This is a genomic window from Streptomyces sp. 8N706 (assembly GCF_052245415.1).
Lineage (GTDB): Bacteria > Actinomycetota > Actinomycetes > Streptomycetales > Streptomycetaceae > Streptomyces.
On sequence record NZ_JBQQBW010000013.1, the window covers coordinates 78541 to 95592 of the forward strand.

Annotated in this window: 12 protein-coding genes; 10 read left to right on the forward strand and 2 right to left on the reverse strand. The window is 73.2% G+C overall.

Annotated features, from left to right (window positions below):
* Positions 1-4: 4 nt before the first annotated feature.
* From ACTWQE_RS08025 to ACTWQE_RS08070, 10 genes are all read left to right on the forward strand, one after another.
* Positions 5-358, forward strand: coding sequence for a hypothetical protein (locus tag ACTWQE_RS08025; protein WP_443328119.1), 354 nt, complete (start codon positions 5-7; stop codon positions 356-358).
* Entirely contained in the window at positions 351-1493 is a 1143-nt protein-coding gene (locus tag ACTWQE_RS08030) for a hypothetical protein (RefSeq protein ID WP_443328120.1), read from the forward strand. Before ACTWQE_RS08025 ends, ACTWQE_RS08030 begins: the two co-directional genes overlap by 8 nt.
* 27 nt (positions 1494-1520) lie before the next feature.
* Positions 1521-2033, forward strand: coding sequence for a phage baseplate assembly protein V (locus ACTWQE_RS08035; protein ID WP_443328121.1), 513 nt, complete (start codon positions 1521-1523; stop codon positions 2031-2033).
* A gap of 20 nt (positions 2034-2053) precedes the next feature.
* Positions 2054-2386 (forward strand): PAAR domain-containing protein, encoded by a 333-nt coding sequence (locus ACTWQE_RS08040; protein WP_443328122.1) that lies wholly within the window; start codon positions 2054-2056, stop codon positions 2384-2386.
* Positions 2383-2775, forward strand: coding sequence for a GPW/gp25 family protein (locus ACTWQE_RS08045; protein ID WP_443328123.1), 393 nt, complete (start codon positions 2383-2385; stop codon positions 2773-2775). The genes ACTWQE_RS08040 and ACTWQE_RS08045 overlap by 4 nt, the downstream gene beginning before the upstream one ends.
* A gap of 146 nt (positions 2776-2921) precedes the next feature.
* Positions 2922-6245 (forward strand): baseplate J/gp47 family protein, encoded by a 3324-nt coding sequence (locus ACTWQE_RS08050; protein ID WP_443328134.1) that lies wholly within the window; start codon positions 2922-2924, stop codon positions 6243-6245.
* The gene (locus tag ACTWQE_RS08055; RefSeq protein WP_443328124.1) at positions 6242-10048 is read left to right on the forward strand and encodes a putative baseplate assembly protein; all 3807 of its coding nucleotides are present in this window, start codon (positions 6242-6244) and stop codon (positions 10046-10048) included. Before ACTWQE_RS08050 ends, ACTWQE_RS08055 begins: the two co-directional genes overlap by 4 nt.
* A gap of 58 nt (positions 10049-10106) precedes the next feature.
* Positions 10107-12278 (forward strand): hypothetical protein, encoded by a 2172-nt coding sequence (locus tag ACTWQE_RS08060; protein ID WP_443328125.1) that lies wholly within the window; start codon positions 10107-10109, stop codon positions 12276-12278.
* Positions 12279-12405: 127 nt separating this feature from the next.
* On the forward strand, positions 12406-13833 hold the full coding sequence (locus ACTWQE_RS08065) for a DUF6519 domain-containing protein (RefSeq protein ID WP_443328126.1): 1428 nt from the start codon (positions 12406-12408) through the stop codon (positions 13831-13833).
* A gap of 159 nt (positions 13834-13992) precedes the next feature.
* Positions 13993-14871: a peptidoglycan-binding protein gene (locus ACTWQE_RS08070; RefSeq protein ID WP_443328127.1), complete on the forward strand. Its 879-nt coding sequence runs from the start codon at positions 13993-13995 to the stop codon at positions 14869-14871.
* Between the two features lie 346 nt (positions 14872-15217).
* Here the strand turns inward: ACTWQE_RS08070 and ACTWQE_RS08075 are convergent, their stop codons facing one another.
* Positions 15218-16405, reverse strand: a complete 1188-nt coding sequence (locus ACTWQE_RS08075) for a VWA domain-containing protein (protein WP_443328128.1) — start codon at positions 16403-16405, stop codon at positions 15218-15220.
* Positions 16402-17052: DUF5682 family protein (locus ACTWQE_RS08080; RefSeq protein WP_443328129.1), on the reverse strand; the 651-nt coding region annotated here is incomplete at its 5' end. The genes ACTWQE_RS08075 and ACTWQE_RS08080, both read right to left, overlap by 4 nt.

Consider the following 17052-nt stretch of genomic DNA (forward strand, 5'->3'; position numbering starts at 1 on the left):
CACCATGGCGTACGAGAGCACACCATCCGCCCTCCCGGCGGCCACCGGCTATCCCCGGTCCAGCCGGTACCACGGCATCCCCACCGCCGTGCACACCCTGCCCGACGGCCGCGAAGTCCCGTACACCGCGCGGCGGCTGCTGCCCGGCCCCGAGGAGCTGGAGGAGCTCGCCGAGCACACCGTCAGCACCGGTGAGCGCCCCGACCTCCTCGGCCATCGCTACCTCGGCAGCGCCGACCAGTGGTGGCGTATCGCGGATGCCAACCCCGTCCTCGACCCCGCCGAGCTGACCGCCGAGCCGGGAAGAACCATCGGCGTTCCCCTCCCCGGCGGCTTCCCGGGAGTCGCGCATGGCTGATCAGCCCGTCCGGAGCGGCCCGGTCCATCTCACCCTCCACATGGGCCCCAAGATCGCCCGCCCGGTGCCCCAGGAGGTCACCGACGCACTGCTGTCCGCCCAGGTCACCATGGCCTCCGGTGAGCGCAGCGGCTTCCAGCTCGCCTTCGACCTGTCCAAGAACGGGCTGATCAACACCCGTCTGCTCCCCGACGGCTTCTTCGACCCCCAGACACGGGTCATCCTGACCACCACCGTGCAGGGCACCCCCACCGTCCTGATGGACGGCATTCTCATCCGTCAGGAAGTCGGGGTCAGCAACACCCCGGGCCAGTCCACCCTCACCGTCACCGGCGAGGACCTGACCGTCCTGATGGACCTGGAGGAGCGGCCGGGCGTCCCGTACGAGGCCATGGGGCCCTCCACCCGCGTGCGCCTGATCATCGAGCGGTATGCGGACTACGGCATCAGTCCCCAGGTGATGACGGAGTTCATCCCGCAGATCCCCATGCCCACCAAGCGCATCGACTTCCAGTCGGGGACCGATCTCCAGTACGTCACCGACCTGGCCAAGGCCAACGGCTTCACCTTCTTTCTCGACCCCGGCCCCCGGCCTGGGGAGAGCCGGGCCTACTGGGGACCCGAGCTCCGGCTCGGCACCCCGCAGCATGCGCTCAACGTCAATATGGACGCCCTCTCCACGGTCGACCAGCTCACCTTCGCCTTCGACGGTACGGCGCGCGAAGAGCCCCGGACCCGTGTCCAGTTCCAGGCCACCCGGGTCTCCAAGCTGCTCGATGTGCCGGAGATCAGCGTCTTCCGGCCCCCGCTGTCCCGTAAGCCCGCCCCGGCGCTGAAGAAGAAGGTCCTCGGCGGCACCGCGAAGAAGGAGGGAGGCGAGGCCGCGGCCGAGGCGCTCGCCAAGGCCCTGGAGTCCGCCGACGCCGTCTCCGGCTCGGGCCGGCTCGATGTCATCCGCTACGGATACGTGCTGCGCCCCCGGGAGCTGGTGGGGGTCCGCGGCGCCGGGATCACCTACGACGGCGAGTACTACGTCAAAAGCGTCACCCATGACCTCCAACGAGGCTCCTACACCCAGAACTTCACTCTCGCCCGCGAGGGCCTGATCGCCCTCCGCAGCACGGTCGTTCCCTGATGGCACCGCACCCGCTGGAGCACCCGCATGGCCCCTGAACCCAAGCGTTTCCTCGGAAAGTTCCGAGGCCGAGTGATGGAGACCGACGACCCGATGCGGATCGGCCGTCTCCGCGTCCAGGTCCCGGACGTGCTCGGCGACACCCCGTCCTCCTGGGCCATGCCCTGCTTCCCCGTCGCCGGCGAGCGGATGGGGCAGTACGTGATCCCGCCCAAGGGCTCCGGCGTGTGGGTGGAGTTCGAGCAGGGCGATGTGAGCTACCCGATCTGGTCGGGGTGCTGGTACGGCGACCCCGCCGAGGTGCCCGAGGACGCCGCGGACGGGACGGGCTCCCCCAACGTGGTGCTGCAGACCCCGGGGAGACGGCAGATCCTGCTCTCCGACGAGCCCGGCGGCAAGGGAATCACGCTGAGGGTGCCGGGCGGCGCCTCGATCGTCATCGACGACACCGGGGTGCGCATCGACAACGGCCAGGGGGCGTCGATCTCGCTCGTCGGCTCCGTCGTCAACGTCAACAAGGGCGCCTGGCAGGTCGACTGATGAACAACGGGGAGGACGTCTTGTCCGGGAACTTCTTGCATGTCAACGCCACGATCCTCTGCCCGCACGGCGGAATGGCGACCGTACTGCCGGCGCAGTCACGCGTCCTCGTGAACGGCCGGCCGGTGGCCAGCGTCGCCGACACCGTGACCGTCACCGGCTGCCCGTACACCGTCGGCAACAAGCCACAGCCGTGCACCAGCGTCCGCTGGTCCGGCACCTCCGGGCGGGTCCGTGTCCATGGGTCACCGGCGCTGCTGCAGGGCTCGACGGCCCAGTGCTACAGCGCCGAGCAGATCCCCCAGGGCCCTCCCACCGTGAGCGTCGTCCAGCAACGGGCGGTGGGCCGATGACCGGCACCGGGCGCGCCCCCCGTACCGATATCGCCTTCCCCTTCCGGATCGACCGGCGGGGCCGCACGGCGGACGCCGGTGACGACGAACACGTCCGCGACATGATCGAGCAGTTGCTGTTCACCAGCCCCGGGGAGCGCGTGATGCGCCCGGACTTCGGCTGCGGGCTGCTCGACCTGGTCTTCAGCCCGGCCGGCCCGGAGCTGGCCTCCGCGCTCCAACTGTCCGTCCAGGCGGCGCTTCAGCGCTGGCTGGGCGATGTGATCGAGGTCTCCTCGCTCGAGGTCGTGAGCGAGGAGAGCGTCGTCCGTATCCATCTGGTCTACGTGGTGCGCCGTACGGGCTCGCGTCGTGACGAGTGGTTCGAGGGGAGGGGTGACGCGGTATGAGCAGCGTCCACAGCGGAGCCGGGACCGGCCGTACCGGCGTCGGCGGAGCCGGGACCGACGGGACGGGGACCGGCGGAGCGGGTATCGGCGGGGCCGGGCTCACCTGTCGTACGGACCGGCGGCGCGGCCGGGTGCGAGCGGCCCGGATGAACGGCGTCGACGGGATCGAGGTGAGCCATGACGGACTCACCCTGACCGTCACCTTCCTCGGCAAGGCGCCGCACGGTGTCGGCCCGGAGAACGTCCGGATCGAGGGCGGCCGCCGTATCACCGGCGTACGCGCGCTCGAGGTATCGGTGGAGCGGGAGGAGGATCCGGAGCTCGACGACCGGATGCACATCACCCTCGACCGGGCGGGCGACACCTCCCGCTACCGCCTGTGCGTCGTGGAGGCCGATCCCTACGGGCGACCGGGCACCGTGCCGTACCGGCACTTCGACCCCCGTTACCACTGCGCGGAGTTCTCCTTCCGGCCCGACTGCCCCACCCCCTTCGACTGCGTGACGGAACCGGACTGCCCGCCGGATGTCCGCCCCGCGCCCGTCATCGACTACACCGCGCGCGACTACGAGAGCCTGCGCCGTCTCGTCCTGGACCGGCTGGCCCTGACCGCACCCGGATGGACCGAGCGGCACGTCCCCGACCTCGGTGTCACCCTCGTCGAGCTGCTCGCCCACACCGCGGACCGGATCAGCTACCAACAGGACGCGGTGGCCACGGAGGCGTATCTCGACACCGCCCGCCGCCGGGTCTCCGTACGCCGCCACGCACGGCTCGTCGACTATCCGATGCACGACGGCTGCAACGCCCGCGCGTTCGTGGCGCTGGAGGCCGAGCGGGAGACGGTCCTCCGGCACGGCACGTACCGCTTCGCCGCCGTCGACACCGGCCGGCTGAGCCCGCAGGAGAAGCCCGGACTCGGCACCGTCATCGCGGACGAGGACCTGGACAGGCTGGCCGAGCGCGCTCGGCTGGAGGTCTTCGAACCGGTGGGCCGTGGCGAGCTGCCGCTGCGGCCGGAGCACAACACCATCCGCTTCTGGACCTGGGGCGATGAGGAGTGCTCGCTGCCCCGGGGCGCCACAGCGGCCACCCTCCGCGACGCGTGGGTGCACGACGACGACGGCGACGCGGCAGGAACGGGCGGGGACGGACGCGGGGAAGAGGGCGCCGACGGGCACGGGGAGGCCGACGGGCACGGGGAGGAGGCGGACGGCCCTCACCGGCGCCGGAAGCTCCGGCTGCGCCCCGGTGACCTGCTGCTGTTCGAGGAGGTGGTGGGCCCGCGGTCCGGCGTACGGGCCGACGCGGACCCCGAGCACCGCCAGGCCGTACGCCTCACCTCCGTCGAACCGGCCGTGGACCCCCTCTTCGGCCGGCCGGTCCTGGAGGTCGGCTGGGCGGAGGCGGACGCCCTCGCCTTCCCGCTCTGTCTGTCCTCGCGCGGCGGCACCGACTGCGGGCCGATCGACGATGTGAGTGTGGCCCGCGGCAATGTGGTCCTCGTCGACCACGGCCGCTCCCGTACGTTCTGCGGCGGACGGCCGGAGCGCTTCCCGGTGCCGCCGGAGCAGGTGGTCCTGGACCCCTGCGAGCCTCCGGACTTCGGCTGCCCGGACCGCAGCGGGGGCAACGGGCCCGCGGACGCCGTCCACGAGCTGCTCGACCGGGCCCGGCGCGGCCGGCAGCTGCTGCCCGCCGACATCAGGGAGTTGTTCGCCCTGGTGGGTGAGCAGGCCACCGTCCGCGCAGGCCTGGACATCCATCTCTTCCCCGGCACGGAGGACGAGGAGCGGGTACAGCCGCCGACCGCGGACGCCCAGGCCGAGGCTCTGGAGACGCTGCTCGCCCAGGTCACGTACCCCTCCATCGCGCCACGTCTGCGGCCCGTGCCGGTCCACGCGCCCGTCACCCAGGCGGTGCCCTACCCGGAGCCCCGGCAGGTGGCCGCGGGCCAGGCGGCGCGGCTCGCCACGATCCCGGACCGTGTCCGGCTCAGGCTGGAGGAACTGTGGCGCGGGGCCCGCGACGGCAACGAGCTCGACACCGACGAGCTCGCGGAGCTCACCGTCCTGTTCGGGGCGCGGACGCTGGAGAAGCTCCATACGGCCCAGCGGCCCGCCGCCGCCCTGCGGGAACTGCTCGCGCGCCGCACCCGGCTGCTCGCCGCCAAGCTGCGGCGCCTGGAGGTGCTGGTCGCGCGGGCGCGGGCGGGCCGGGTGCTGGCGGACCACATCGCCTGGGAGATCGCGCACAGTTGGGGAACGGCGTACGCGGCCGGGCTCGACCCCGACGATCCGGTGCTGGCCGGGCCCGCCGCCGCGTACCTCCAGAATCCGCGCGAGGCCCTCCCGGCCGTACGGGCCGTCGCGGACGGCGAGATCTGGACCCCGCGGCGGGATCTGCTGGCAAGTGGCCCCCGGGACCGGCATGTCGTCGGAGAGGCCGAGGACGACGGCAGGCTCGCGCTGCGCTTCGGCGACGGCCGGCACGGGGCTCCTCCCCCGCCGGGCGCCGCTCTCGATCTGCACTACCGGGTGGGCAACGGCCCGGCCGGGAACGTCGGCGCGGAAGCCATCAACCACCTGGTCGTCTGCCATAGCTGCCCGGACGGCGAGGAGGCCGGGAAGGGGCCGGAGGACCGAGACGACCGGGCGGTTGGCCGTGGCCGGGACGACCGGGAGGACCAGGACGACCGGAAGGGGGCGGAGAGCCGGGAAGACCGGAACGACACGGAGGACCGGGAGGGCGGCGGCAACCGGCGTCCCGTTCCGGTGGCACGGGTCCGCAACCCGCTGCCCGCCGCCGGCGGTACCGCCCCCGAGACCCTCGCCGAGGTCCGGCAGCTCGCCCCCCTGGCGCTCAGGCGCACCCGGCTGCGCGCCGTCACCGCCGAGGACTACGCCGAGCTGGCCGCGGCGGTGCCCGGCGTCCAGCGGGCGGCTGCCGACATCCGGTGGACGGGCAGCGTACGGGAGGCACAGGTCGCCATCGACCCGTACGGCAGCGCACAGGCCGGGCCCGCGCTGCTCGACGCCGTGGCGTACGCCCTGGAGGGCTACCGGCGCATCGGGCACGACGTGGTGGTGGGGCCCGCCCAGCTGGTCCCCCTCGACATCGAGCTACGGGTGTGCGCCGCCCCCGGCCACCAGCACGGCCATGTCCTCGCCGGACTGCGCCGGGCGCTCGGCACCGGGACCTTGCCCGACGGGCGGCCCGGCTACTTCCACCCGGACGCGCTGAGCTTCGGCGAACCGGTGCGGCTGAGCCGTCTGGTGGCGGTCGCCGCCGCGGTCCCCGGTGTCGTCAGCGCCCGGGTCACCCGGCTGCGGAGGCTGTTCCGGCAGGACGACGGAGAACTGGAGACAGGTGTGCTGCTGCTCGGCCCGCTGGAGATCGCCCAGTGCGACAACGACCCCGACCGGCCCGAGAACGGCCGGCTCTCGCTGGTGCTCGGAGGTGGACGATGAGCGGCAGGTGCGGCTGCGGCGGGCGGGCCGGGGGCCGCGCCCCGGGGGACATGCACCATCCGCCCGGCCGGGACACCCTGGAGCACCGGACCGGGACCTACGGCCGGTTCCTGGACGCCATGCTGGGGCGGCTCGCCTCACCCGCCTACCCGGCCCTGCACCGGCTGACCATGCGCACCCCCGACGACCCGGCCATCGGGCTGCTGGACGCGTGGGCGGTCCTCGGCGATCTGCTGTCCTTCCACTCCGAGCGGATGGCGAACGAGGGCTATCTGCGGACCGCGACCGACGAGCGGTCCCTGGCGCTGCTGGGCAGGCTCGTCGGGCACCGGCCGCGCCCGGGCGTCGCCGCCGACACCCATCTGGCGTACGCCCTGGACCGGGACCCGCGCTCCGGTGAGGACGTGCCGGTGCTGATTCCGCGCGGTGCCCGCAGTCAGAGCGTGCCCGGCCCGGACGAGGAGCCCCAGACCTTCGAGACCTGGGAGGACCTGACCGCGCGCTGGTCGTGGAACGAGCTGCGGGTACGGCTGCGCCGCCCGTACCAGCTGACCGCGCGGGATCTGCGCGGCCGGAGCGAGCTGTACGCCGCCGGCACGGCCAACAACATCAAGCCGGGCGACCAGCTCCTCGCCGTCTTCAGCGCGGAGCGGTCCGCGCCGCCCGAGCAGCGGGCGCTGCTGCATGTGCCATGGGTGCGGATCGACCGGAACGCCGATGTCACCGTCGTAGGACTGCCGCAGCCCGCTCTGCCCTCGCTGGAGCGGCTGGTCGACGAGGTACAGAAGTGGATCACGCCGGGGCGGACCGCGCCCGTCCCCCGGCCCGAGGGCAGCCCGCTGATCGAGGACTTCGACGCACAGGTGCTCGCCCCGCTCCGCGCGGACCTAGATCTGCTGGACACCCCCACCCGGTTCGTGGAGCGGCTGGAGGACACGGTGGAGCGGCTGCGGGAGGCGCAGGCGCTCGCCGAGCCGTACGACAAGGTCGCCGACTGGTTCGCGGCGCTGGCCTCCGCCCTGGTGGAACTCCAGCAGCAGGCACGGGAGTTGGAGCCCGCACAGCCGGACTCCGGCGACGGCTCGCCGGGCCCCGAGGAGCCGGACCACCCGGCGCTGCGCGCCCTGGGCAGGCTGCTTCCCGCCCTGCGGACGCGCGTGGTCCGCCCTCCCGCAGGCGCGCGGCAGCTGGCGCGGGACCCCGAGCGCATTTTCGCGCCGGACTCCGATGTCGGTGCGCGGCTGCTCGCGGCACTCGACCCCCGTCTCCAGGACGGGCTGTACGACGCGTGGCGGCAGGCCGATCCGACGGTGCCGCGCGCGCTGCGCGAGTTGCGGGCGATGCGGGTGACGGCCACCCCCTTCGGGGCGACGGCACCGCTCAAGCCGGTCCACGACAGCTCCGGGCGGGTCGTCCGGTACGACGACTGGCCGCTGACCGGCAGCAAGTTGGTCAGCATGCGGATCGTCTACGACGAGCAGGGGGCCGTCCCGTCCCGCGCCGAGTTCCTGTACGCGGAGGCGGGCGGCTCGGTGCAGAAGACCCAGAGCCTGCCGTGGAACGACAGCTTCGACTTCGGCCCCGGCCGGATCGAGCTGACCACGCACGAGCCTCCGGAGCCCGATCCGGAGCCGGGCCCGAGGGCGAGGGCGGCTGCGCGCGCGACACCCGATGCAGCCGGGGCCGCCGCGCCCAAACGCCGTACGCGCCGCGCCCGCGCCGCCGTACCGGAGCAGGAACCGGGCGTCACCGCCGTCCTCCGCGAGGATCTGCCGGAGCGCACCCTGTTCGTCTCCCGCCCCGCCGCCGACGGCACGGTGCATGTCACCGTCACCAATGGCGCCACCCTCGACTACCGTCTGGCCCCCGGTGAGCAGCAGCGGGGCACGCACGGCGGGCTGGAGGTGACGGTACGCCGCTCGCCCGCGGGCGAGCCCGCGGCGGTCGAGGTCGCCCTCGCCGCGAAGCTGGAGCTGACCTCGCGGAACGTCATCGCGCTCGACGCCGTCTACGACGGGATCGCGCTCGGCAGTTGGGTCGTGGTCCAGCGGCCCCGGAAGGGCTCCTCGGGGCAGGTGCCAGGGGATCCGAAGCTCGCTTTCGTGGTCACCCGGGTGGCCGGGGTCCGGGTGGTCTCCCGGGCGGACTTCGGCATCACCGGCAAGGTCACCGAACTCACCCTCGAGGACCCCTGGCTGGACGACCAGGACGTCCTCCTCTCCTACATCCGGGACGCCACCGTGCTCGCACGCGGCGAGCCCGTGGAGCTCGCGGACGAGCCGGTCGTCGAGGATGTCCACGGCCGGGAGATCGAACTGGCCGGGCTGTACGACGGCCTGGCTCCCGGCCGGTGGATCGTGGTCTCCGGCGAGCGCACCGACATCCCGGGCGCCGCGGGGGTGCGCGGCACCGAACTGGCCATGATCGCCGCCGTCGACCAGAACGTCGATCCCGATCTGCCCGGCGACACCGTCCGGACCACGATCACCCTCACCGCCGGCCTCGCCTACCGCTACCGCCGCGACTCGGTCCGTATCCAGGGCAATGTCGTCCGCGCCACGCACGGCGCGAGCCGCGACGAGCCGATCGGCAGCGGCGACGCCGCCAGGGCGAACCAGAGCTTCACCCTGTGGCAGGGGCCCCTGACCTGGCTGGCCGACGACAGCCCGCTGGGAGCCGTACCCACCCTGGAGGTACGGGTCGGCGGGGTGCTCTGGCACGAGGTCGACAGCCTGGCCGGGCGTGGCCCCGGTGAGCGGGTGTACGTCACCGGGGTCACCGAGGACGGCCGTACGACCGTCACCTTCGGGGACGGTGTGCGCGGCGCCCGGCTGCCGACCGGGCAGGAGAACGTCCGGGCCCGCTACCGCGTCGGCATCGGTCGGGACGCGAACGTCCGGGCGGAGCGGATCACTCAGCCCACCACCCGGCCGCTCGGCGTCAGCGGGGTCACCAACCCTCAGCCGGCGACCGGCGGCGCCGACCCCGACGGTCCCGGACTCGCCCGGCGCACCATTCCGCTCGCCGTCTCCGCACTGGACCGGCTCGTCTCCCTCCCGGACTACGAGGACTTCGCACGCTCCCGGGCGGCCATCGGGCGGGCCTCGGCCCGCGAGCTGTTCACCGGGCGGCGGCGGTCGGTCCATGTGACCGTGGCCGGGGTGGACGACGTCCCCCTCGCCGAGGACTCCGACGTTCTGCGCACCCTGCGCGCCTCGCTCGCCCGCCACGGCGACACCCGGCTGCCGGTCGACGTCGCCGTACGGGAGCTGGTCCTGCTCGTACTGGTCGCGGGCGTCAAGGTGCACCCGGACCACTCCTGGGACCTGGTCGAGCCGCGGATCCGGCAGGCCCTGCTGCGGAGACTGGGCTATCCGGGGCGGGCGTTGGGGCAGCCCGCCCATCTCTCCGAGGTGCTGGCCACCGCCCAGTCCGTCCCGGGTGTGGACCATGTGGACGTGGACGCCTTCACCGGCGTCCCCGCGAGCATCACCCCGGACGGCCTGGAGCAGTTGGCCGGCCGGCTCGCGCAGCCGCGGACCGTGGTCCCGGCCCGGTTGGCCGAGTACGCCGAGGAGCGCTACCGGGTCACGGCCGACGGCGGGGAGACCCTCACCGACATCGCCGCCCGGCACGGCATCTCCCTCACCGAACTGCTGCGGCTCAACCCGGACATCACCGACACCCGGCCGCTGTGCCGGGGCCGTTCGGTGTTCGTCTTCCGCGGGGTGCGCCCCGCGCAACTGGCGCTGTTCTCGCCCGATGTGGCGGACACCCTGATCCTCACGGAGGTCACCTCATGAGCGACGCACCGACCACCGCCCGGACCGCCGTGCGGGCACGGGGCCCGGAGGAGGCAGCATGACCAGGGATCCGGACGGGCTCGCGGAGCTGCTCCCGCAGTGGCACCGGATGCGGGACGCGGAGGGCGGCGGGCCGCTGCGGGCGCTGCTGGCCGTCATCGCCGAGCAGGTCGATCTCGTGCGGACCGGGGTCGAGCAGAGTTACGAGGACTGGTTCGTCGAGACCGCCGCCGACTGGGCGGTGCCCTACCTCGGCGACCTCGTGGGGTACGAGATCCTGCCGGGCTATAAGGAGGTGCTCGCGACCGGTCTGAAGGGGGCGGGCGGCTCCGAGGACTCCCGGCGGCTGCTGGCCGAACGGCTCGCTCCGCGCCGGGATGTCGCCGACACCGTGGCCCACCGTCGCCGCAAGGGCACTCCGGCCCTGCTGGAGGAGCTGTCCGCCTCGGTCGCCGACTGGCCCGCGCGGGCCGTGGAGTTCTCCCGGCTTCTCTCCCACTACCAGCCGGTCAAGCTGTACGGGGCGGGTACGGCGGCCGCGAACGCGCGCCGGTCGGCGCGCGGGCGGCTGGTGGACGTACGGGACGGGGCGGCCCTCGATCTGATGGGCGGTCCCTTCGACACCTCAGCGCACTCCGCCGACGTACGGCGCGCGGGGTCCCGCCGCACGCCGGGCGGCCATACGCCCGCGGGTCTCGGCCTGTTCGTGTGGCGGCTGAAGCCGTATCCGGTGACGCGCGCGCCCGCGTACTGCATCGACCGCGCCCGCAACCTCTACACCTTCTCCGTGCTGGGCAACGACACTCCGCTGGTGACCAAGCCGGAGCCCGAGCCGTCGGCCGCGTCCATCGCCACTCTGGACACCGTGCCGGCCTTCATCAGCCGCCGGCGGCTGGCCGACCGGCTCGCCGACTACTACGGCCCCGGCAAGAGCTTCACCATCCGCCGGGACGGCCACGACGAGCCGGTGGCGCCGTCCGACATCGTCGTCGCCGATCTGACGGACTGGCGCTACCGGCCCCGGCGCGGACAGGTGGCGGTGGACCCGGTGCTCGGCCGGATCGCCTTCGGTGCCCGCTCGGCGCCGCGCCGGGGCGTATGGGTCGACTACCACTACGCGTTCAGCGACGACACGGGCGGCGGTGAGTACCCGCGGCAGCGGGAGACGCCCCCGGGAGCCGCGATCTACCGGGTGGGCCCCGGACAGCCGGATGAGCGGATCATGGATGCCTACGAACGGTGGCGCGGTGACCGCCGCACGGGCCGGTGCGGCTCCGACGGCATCATCGAGATCGCTCACAGCGGTGCCCACCAGGAGCAGCTGGACTTCGACCTGGAGCCGGGCGACCGGCTGGAGCTGCGGGCCGCCGAGGGCACCCGGCCGGTGATCCGGCTGCTGGACTGGTACAGCAACCGCCCCGACGCCCTCAACATCCGGGCCGCCCGGCACGGGAGTTCCGACGAGGGCCCGGCGCCCCGGGTGGTCCTGGACGGGCTGCTGATCACGGGGCGCGGGGTGAATGTCACCGGCCCGGTCGGGACGGTGGTGATCCGGCACTCCACTCTGGTGCCGGGCTGGTCCCTGGAGCCGGAGTGCCATCCGCACTCCCCGCAGGAGCCGAGCCTGGTGCTGGACCGCACCACGGCATGTGTGCAGATCGAACGCAGCATCCTGGGCTCGGTCCTGGTGGTCGGCGACGAGGTCCGCACCGATCCGCTGCGGATCCATGTCGCCGACAGCATCCTGGACGCCACCGGCCCGGATCTGGAGGCCCTGTCCGCACCCGACTGCCGGCACGCCCACGCCGTACTCCACGCCCACCGGACCACCGTGATCGGCGAAGTGCACACCCACGCCGTGGAGCTCGCGGAGGACAGCGTCTTCACCGGGCGGATGCATGTGGCCCGGCGCGCCCTCGGTTGTCTGCGCTTCTGCTACGTGCCCCCCGGCTCGCGCACGCCGCAGCGCTACCACTGTCAGCCGGATCCGGTGGGGGCGGGTGACGCGCAGCGCGTACGGCCTGTCTTCGCCGGCGAGCGGTACGGCACCCCGGCGTACGGCCGGCTCGCGCGCGGATGCGCACCGGAGATCGTGCGCGGAGCTGAGGACCGTTCCGAACTCGGCGCGTTCCACAACCTCTTCCAGCCCCAGCGGGAGGACAACCTGCGTGCACGGCTCGACGCGTACTGCCCCGCCGGTACGGACGCCGGGATTCTTCATGTCACGTGACCCGAGGGGCTGTGGCACAGGCTGCGCCACCGGCCCGCGGCCGGTCCTGAGTCCCTCCCCGTCCGCGGGTGCTCCTGCTCCTCTTCCGACTTCCTGACCCTCAGAACGAACCTCCAAGGGGGATCCCATGCACGCCGACCTCTCCCGCCAGACCTTCCGGGCGGGCAAGCGGTACTCCGCGGTACTCGCGCAGCAGGGCCGCGTCCAGCTCGACGCCGACACGAACGAGCAGACGGCCATCCACCTCCACCAGGCCCGGACGATCGCGGCCGATCTGATCGGGCAGCACGGCGGACCGGCCGGTGCGACCGGCTTCAAGATCGGTTATGTGCCGGGCAACCATGAGCCCGACGATCTGTCCATCGGCGGCGGCCGCTACTACGTGGACGGCATCCTCTGCGACGCCACCCGCCCCGCGCCCGGCGTCCCGGCGGGAAGCGACGGCGACGGCTGCGATGACGGCGCGGAACCCACGCCCGCCGCCACCTGGTCGTACTGGGCGCAGCCCGACGCCTACCGGGACCCGGAGCGGCCCGAGGACCGGCTCCCGGCCGACTTCCCCTTTCTCGCCTACCTCACGGTCTGGGAGCGGACGGTTACCGCGGCGGAGGACCCGGAGATCCGCGAAGTCGCCCTCGGCACGGCCGTACCGGACACCTCGGCCCGCACGAAGGTGATCTGGCAGGTGCTGCCGCTTCCCGGCACCGAGCTGGAACTTCCCGAACGGCGCGGTACGGATGCCGTAAGCGAGGCGTTCGACGCCTGGGCGCGACGGGCCGCCACGCCCTCCGCCCGGCTGGCCGCGCGCAGCGAGCGGCCGCACCGGGCGGACGAGGACCCGTGCCTGGTCCAGCCGGACGCCCGCTACCGGGGGCCGGAGAACCAGCTGTACCGGGTGGAGGTGCACGCCGGCGGACCGGCGGACGGCACCGCCACGTTCAAATGGTCACGGGAGAACGGCTCGGTCGTTTTTCCTGTGACCGAACTCGACGGCACCTGGGCCGAGTTGGTGTCTCTCGGCAGCGACGACAAGCTCGATCTGCAGGTCGGCGACCGGGTCGAGGTCGTCGACTCCGCCTATGCCGGCCGGGGTGAACCGGCGCCGCTACTGCGGGTGGAGGAGGTCGACCTGCCGGGGCGCCGGGTCCGGCTGTCGGGTGAGCCGGAGCCGGGCGTCGGGCGGCTGCCCGACCGCCATCCGTTTCTGCGGCGCTGGGACCACCGGTCGACGGGGAGGCCCGGAGGGCCGCGGCTGAGCCGGGGCGCGATCAAGATCGAGGAAGGCGGCTGGATCGATCTGGAGGACGGTGTCCAGGTGTGGTTCGCGCCCGGGGGCACCTACCGCTCCGGCGACCACTGGCTGATCCCCGCCCGTACGGCCACGGGTTCGGTGGAGTGGCCGGTCGACGCCGCGCGGGAGCCGCTGCTCCAGGATCCGGCGGGCGTGCGGCTGCACTTCGCGCCGCTGGCCTGGGTGCTGGGCGAGGGCGAGGTGGTGGATCTGCGCCATGCGTTCGCCCCGCTGGCCGGTCCGGTTCCCGCGGAAGAAGGGTGAGGCCCCCTCTACCCCCTTTCCCCTGCTCCCTGCCCTGCTTTCCGGCTTTCCCGCCGCACGGACACCGAGGCCGGGCAAGACTCCCCTCCATCCACCCCTCGCCACCCGCTCACCACGTACTCACCCCATCCGCGTACTCGCCTCCGAAGGAGCATCACCATGGCAACGCCCTTGACTGCCTCCCGACTGCTCAAAGCCCTCCGCGACGAAGGGCTCGATGTCGTCGAGGTCAGGAGCTGGCGCACGCACAACCGGAACCACAAGGGGCCGTGGGGCCCGGTGCACGGGGTGATGATCCATCACACCGTGACCAAGGGCACCGCGAGTTCGGTGGACATCTGCTACGACGGCTACTCCAGCCTGCCGGGCCCGCTGTGCCACGGTGTCATCGCCAAGGACGGGACGGTCCATCTGGTGGGCAACGGCCGCGCGAACCACGCCGGTCTCGGCGACGACGATGTGCTGCGCGCCGTGATCAACGAGACCGGGCTGCCCCCCGACAACGAGTCCAACACCGACGGCAACCGCCACTTCTACGGCTTCGAGTGCATCAATCTCGGCGACGGCCGGGACCCGTGGCCCGCAGCCCAGCTGGAGGCGATCGAAAAGGCGTCCGCCGCGATCTGCCGTGCCCATGGCTGGACCGAGAAGTCCGTGATCGGCCACCTGGAGTGGCAGCCCGGCAAGATCGACCCCAAGGGCTTCACGATGGGCAGTATGCGCACGCGCATCGGGAAGCGGCTGGACGCCGCGCCCGACGGTCCGTCCGACACTCCCAAGCCGCCCGCGAAGTACGAGCCCTTCCCGGGTGCGGCCTTCTTCCGCGCGGGCCGCGAGAGCGCGATCATCACCGCCATGGGCAAGCGGCTCGTGGCCGAGGGCTGCGGGCGCTACGAGGTGGGGCCGGGCCCCGAGTGGAGCGAGGCGGACCGGAAGTCGTATGCGGCGTGGCAGCGCAAGCTGGGCTATGCGGGCGACGACGCCGATGGCATCCCGGGCAAGACCAGCTGGGACAGGCTCCGCGTGCCCAACGTGTAGGCGGATGCCGGGCCACGGCGGCGGTACTGGCGGGGCCCGGGGGGCGGCGGTATGTACGGGGCCGGGGGGCGGCGGTATGTACGGGGCCGGGGGCGGCGCGGCGTCCCGCAGTCAGGCGAGGCCGCCCAGCGGCGAAGCCCGCACGGGTTCCTCCCGGCCACCCCGGCGCCGCGGTTCGGACGCACGGCCACGGGACCGGCGCGTACCCCGGGGAGCCTGCGGGCCGCGCTCGGGGCCGGGCGGACACGCCGCCGCTGGGGCCCTGAGCCCGGTGACGATCCTCGGCGGCGGTCCCCCGGACCGATCCCCCGGCAGCGAAGCGCGTCCCGTGCCGGTTCAAGGCCGGTCACCGGGACGTCGCCTTGTCCGGTACGGGCAGGGGCCGCTTCTCGATCGCGGCTGCCATCACGTCGGGGAACTGGTCGGGGGTGCAGGCGAACGCCGGGGCGCCGAGGGCCGCGAGCGCGGCGGCGTGCTCGCGGTCGTAAGCGGGCGCACCCTCGTCGGAGAGCGCGAGCAGCGCCACGAACTGCACCCCGGACGCTTTCATCGCCGCGACCCGCTTCAGCATCTCGTCACGGATCCCGCCCTCGTAGAGGTCGCTGATGAGGACCACGACGGTGTCGGCGGGCCGGGTGATCTGTGACTGGCAGTACGCGAGAGCCCGGTTGATGTCGGTGCCCCCGCCGAGCTGGGTGCCGAAGAGCACATCCACCGGGTCGTCCAGCTGGTCGGTCAGATCGACCACGGAGGTGTCGAAGACCACCAGCCGCGTGGCGATCGACCGCATCGAGGCGAGGACGGCGCCGAAGACGGAGGCGTGGACGACGGACGCCGCCATCGATCCGGACTGGTCGATGCAGAGGATGACGTCCTTCTTCACCGCCTGGGCCGCCCGCCCGTAGCCGATGAGCCGCTCCGGTACGACGGTTCGGTGTTCGGGCAGGTAGTTCTTGAGGTTGGCGCGGATGGTGCGGTCCCAGTCGATGTCCCGGTGGCGCGGGCGGCTGATCCGCGCCGACCGGTCGAGCGCACCGGTGAGCGTGGCCCGGGTCCGGGTCGCCAGCCGCTTCTCCAGATCCCGCACGACCTTGCGTACGACCGCCCGGGCGGTCTCCTTCGTGGTTTCCGGCATGGCCTTGTTGAGGGAGAGCAGCGTGCCGACCAGATGGACGTCCGCCTCGACGGCTTCGAGCATCTCCGGCTCGAGGAGGAGGGAGGACAGTCCGAGCCGGTCGATCGCGTCCCGCTGCATGACCTGGACGACGGAGGTCGGGAAGTAGGTACGGATATCGCCGAGCCAGCGGGCGACCTGGGGCGCGGAGCCCCCGAGCCCGGCGGAACGGCTTCTGCCGTCCACGCCCGCGCCGCCGCCTCCGTAGAGCGCGGCGAGGGTACGGTCCATGGCGGCGTCCCGCCCTGCGGGCTCGTATCCGGTGCCGTCGGACTCCCCGCCGAGCACCAGCCGCCACCTCCGCAGCCGGTCGGCTCCGCCGCCGGGCTCCTCCCTCGGCTCCGTCTCCGCGATGCTCATCCAGCCACCCCCATAAGGTCGTTGTCGTCCAGTCCGAGCAGCAAGCGCAGCGTCGGCAGCACGGCCGCGGAACGCTGCGGGTCGAGTCCCGGGCCGAAGCCGGGCGCGGATGCGTCGGCAGCGCCCGCTCCAGCCGTGTTCTGCGCGGCCGGGCCTCGGCGGACGAGTTCCCCGAGCGTCCGCCGCACCCCCGGTTCGTAGGCCGCGAAGGTGCGGCGCAGCAACGGCAGTACGTCGGTGAAGGCGTCTGCGGGGACTCCGGTGAGCCAGGCGTCGACGAGCCCGAGCAGCCGTTCGTCGTGGACGAGCAGCATTCCGCCCCCCGCTCCGCCGCCGACGAACCCTTCGATCCAGGCCGCCGCTTCACCGGGCGCGGTGCCGGGCGACAGGGCGAGTCCCATGAGACGGGCCGCCTCGTCCTCCGTCAGCCGCCCGTCGTCCAGCAGGAGCCGCGCCGCCCGGCCGCGGATCAGGCCGTACACGGTGTCGCGCCCGGCGAGCGTCCGCAGCACCGCCGCCCACCGCTCCCGCATTCCCGGCTCCGGCCCCGTACGGGTCCCCGACGCCGTAGCCGGCCCCGTTCCCGTACGGGTCCCCGACGCCGCACCTGGGCCCATCCCCGTACCGGCCCCCGAGGCCGCACCTGG

Excerpts from the sequence above, each read along its gene's own strand:
- ACTWQE_RS08065 (WP_443328126.1), top strand. The coding sequence starts at position 12,406 with ATGCACGCCGACCTCTCCCGCCAGACCTTCCGGGCGGGCAAGCGGTAC.
- ACTWQE_RS08045 (WP_443328123.1), top strand. The coding sequence starts at position 2,383 with ATGACCGGCACCGGGCGCGCCCCCCGTACCGATATCGCCTTCCCCTTC.
- ACTWQE_RS08035 (WP_443328121.1), top strand. The coding sequence starts at position 1,521 with ATGGCCCCTGAACCCAAGCGTTTCCTCGGAAAGTTCCGAGGCCGAGTG.
- ACTWQE_RS08060 (WP_443328125.1), top strand. The coding sequence starts at position 10,107 with ATGACCAGGGATCCGGACGGGCTCGCGGAGCTGCTCCCGCAGTGGCAC.
- ACTWQE_RS08025 (WP_443328119.1), top strand. The coding sequence starts at position 5 with ATGGCGTACGAGAGCACACCATCCGCCCTCCCGGCGGCCACCGGCTAT.
- ACTWQE_RS08050 (WP_443328134.1), top strand. The coding sequence starts at position 2,922 with ATGAACGGCGTCGACGGGATCGAGGTGAGCCATGACGGACTCACCCTG.
- ACTWQE_RS08055 (WP_443328124.1), top strand. The coding sequence starts at position 6,242 with ATGAGCGGCAGGTGCGGCTGCGGCGGGCGGGCCGGGGGCCGCGCCCCG.
- ACTWQE_RS08070 (WP_443328127.1), top strand. The coding sequence starts at position 13,993 with ATGGCAACGCCCTTGACTGCCTCCCGACTGCTCAAAGCCCTCCGCGAC.
- ACTWQE_RS08030 (WP_443328120.1), top strand. The coding sequence starts at position 351 with ATGGCTGATCAGCCCGTCCGGAGCGGCCCGGTCCATCTCACCCTCCAC.
- ACTWQE_RS08075 (WP_443328128.1), bottom strand. The coding sequence starts at position 16,405 with ATGAGCATCGCGGAGACGGAGCCGAGGGAGGAGCCCGGCGGCGGAGCC.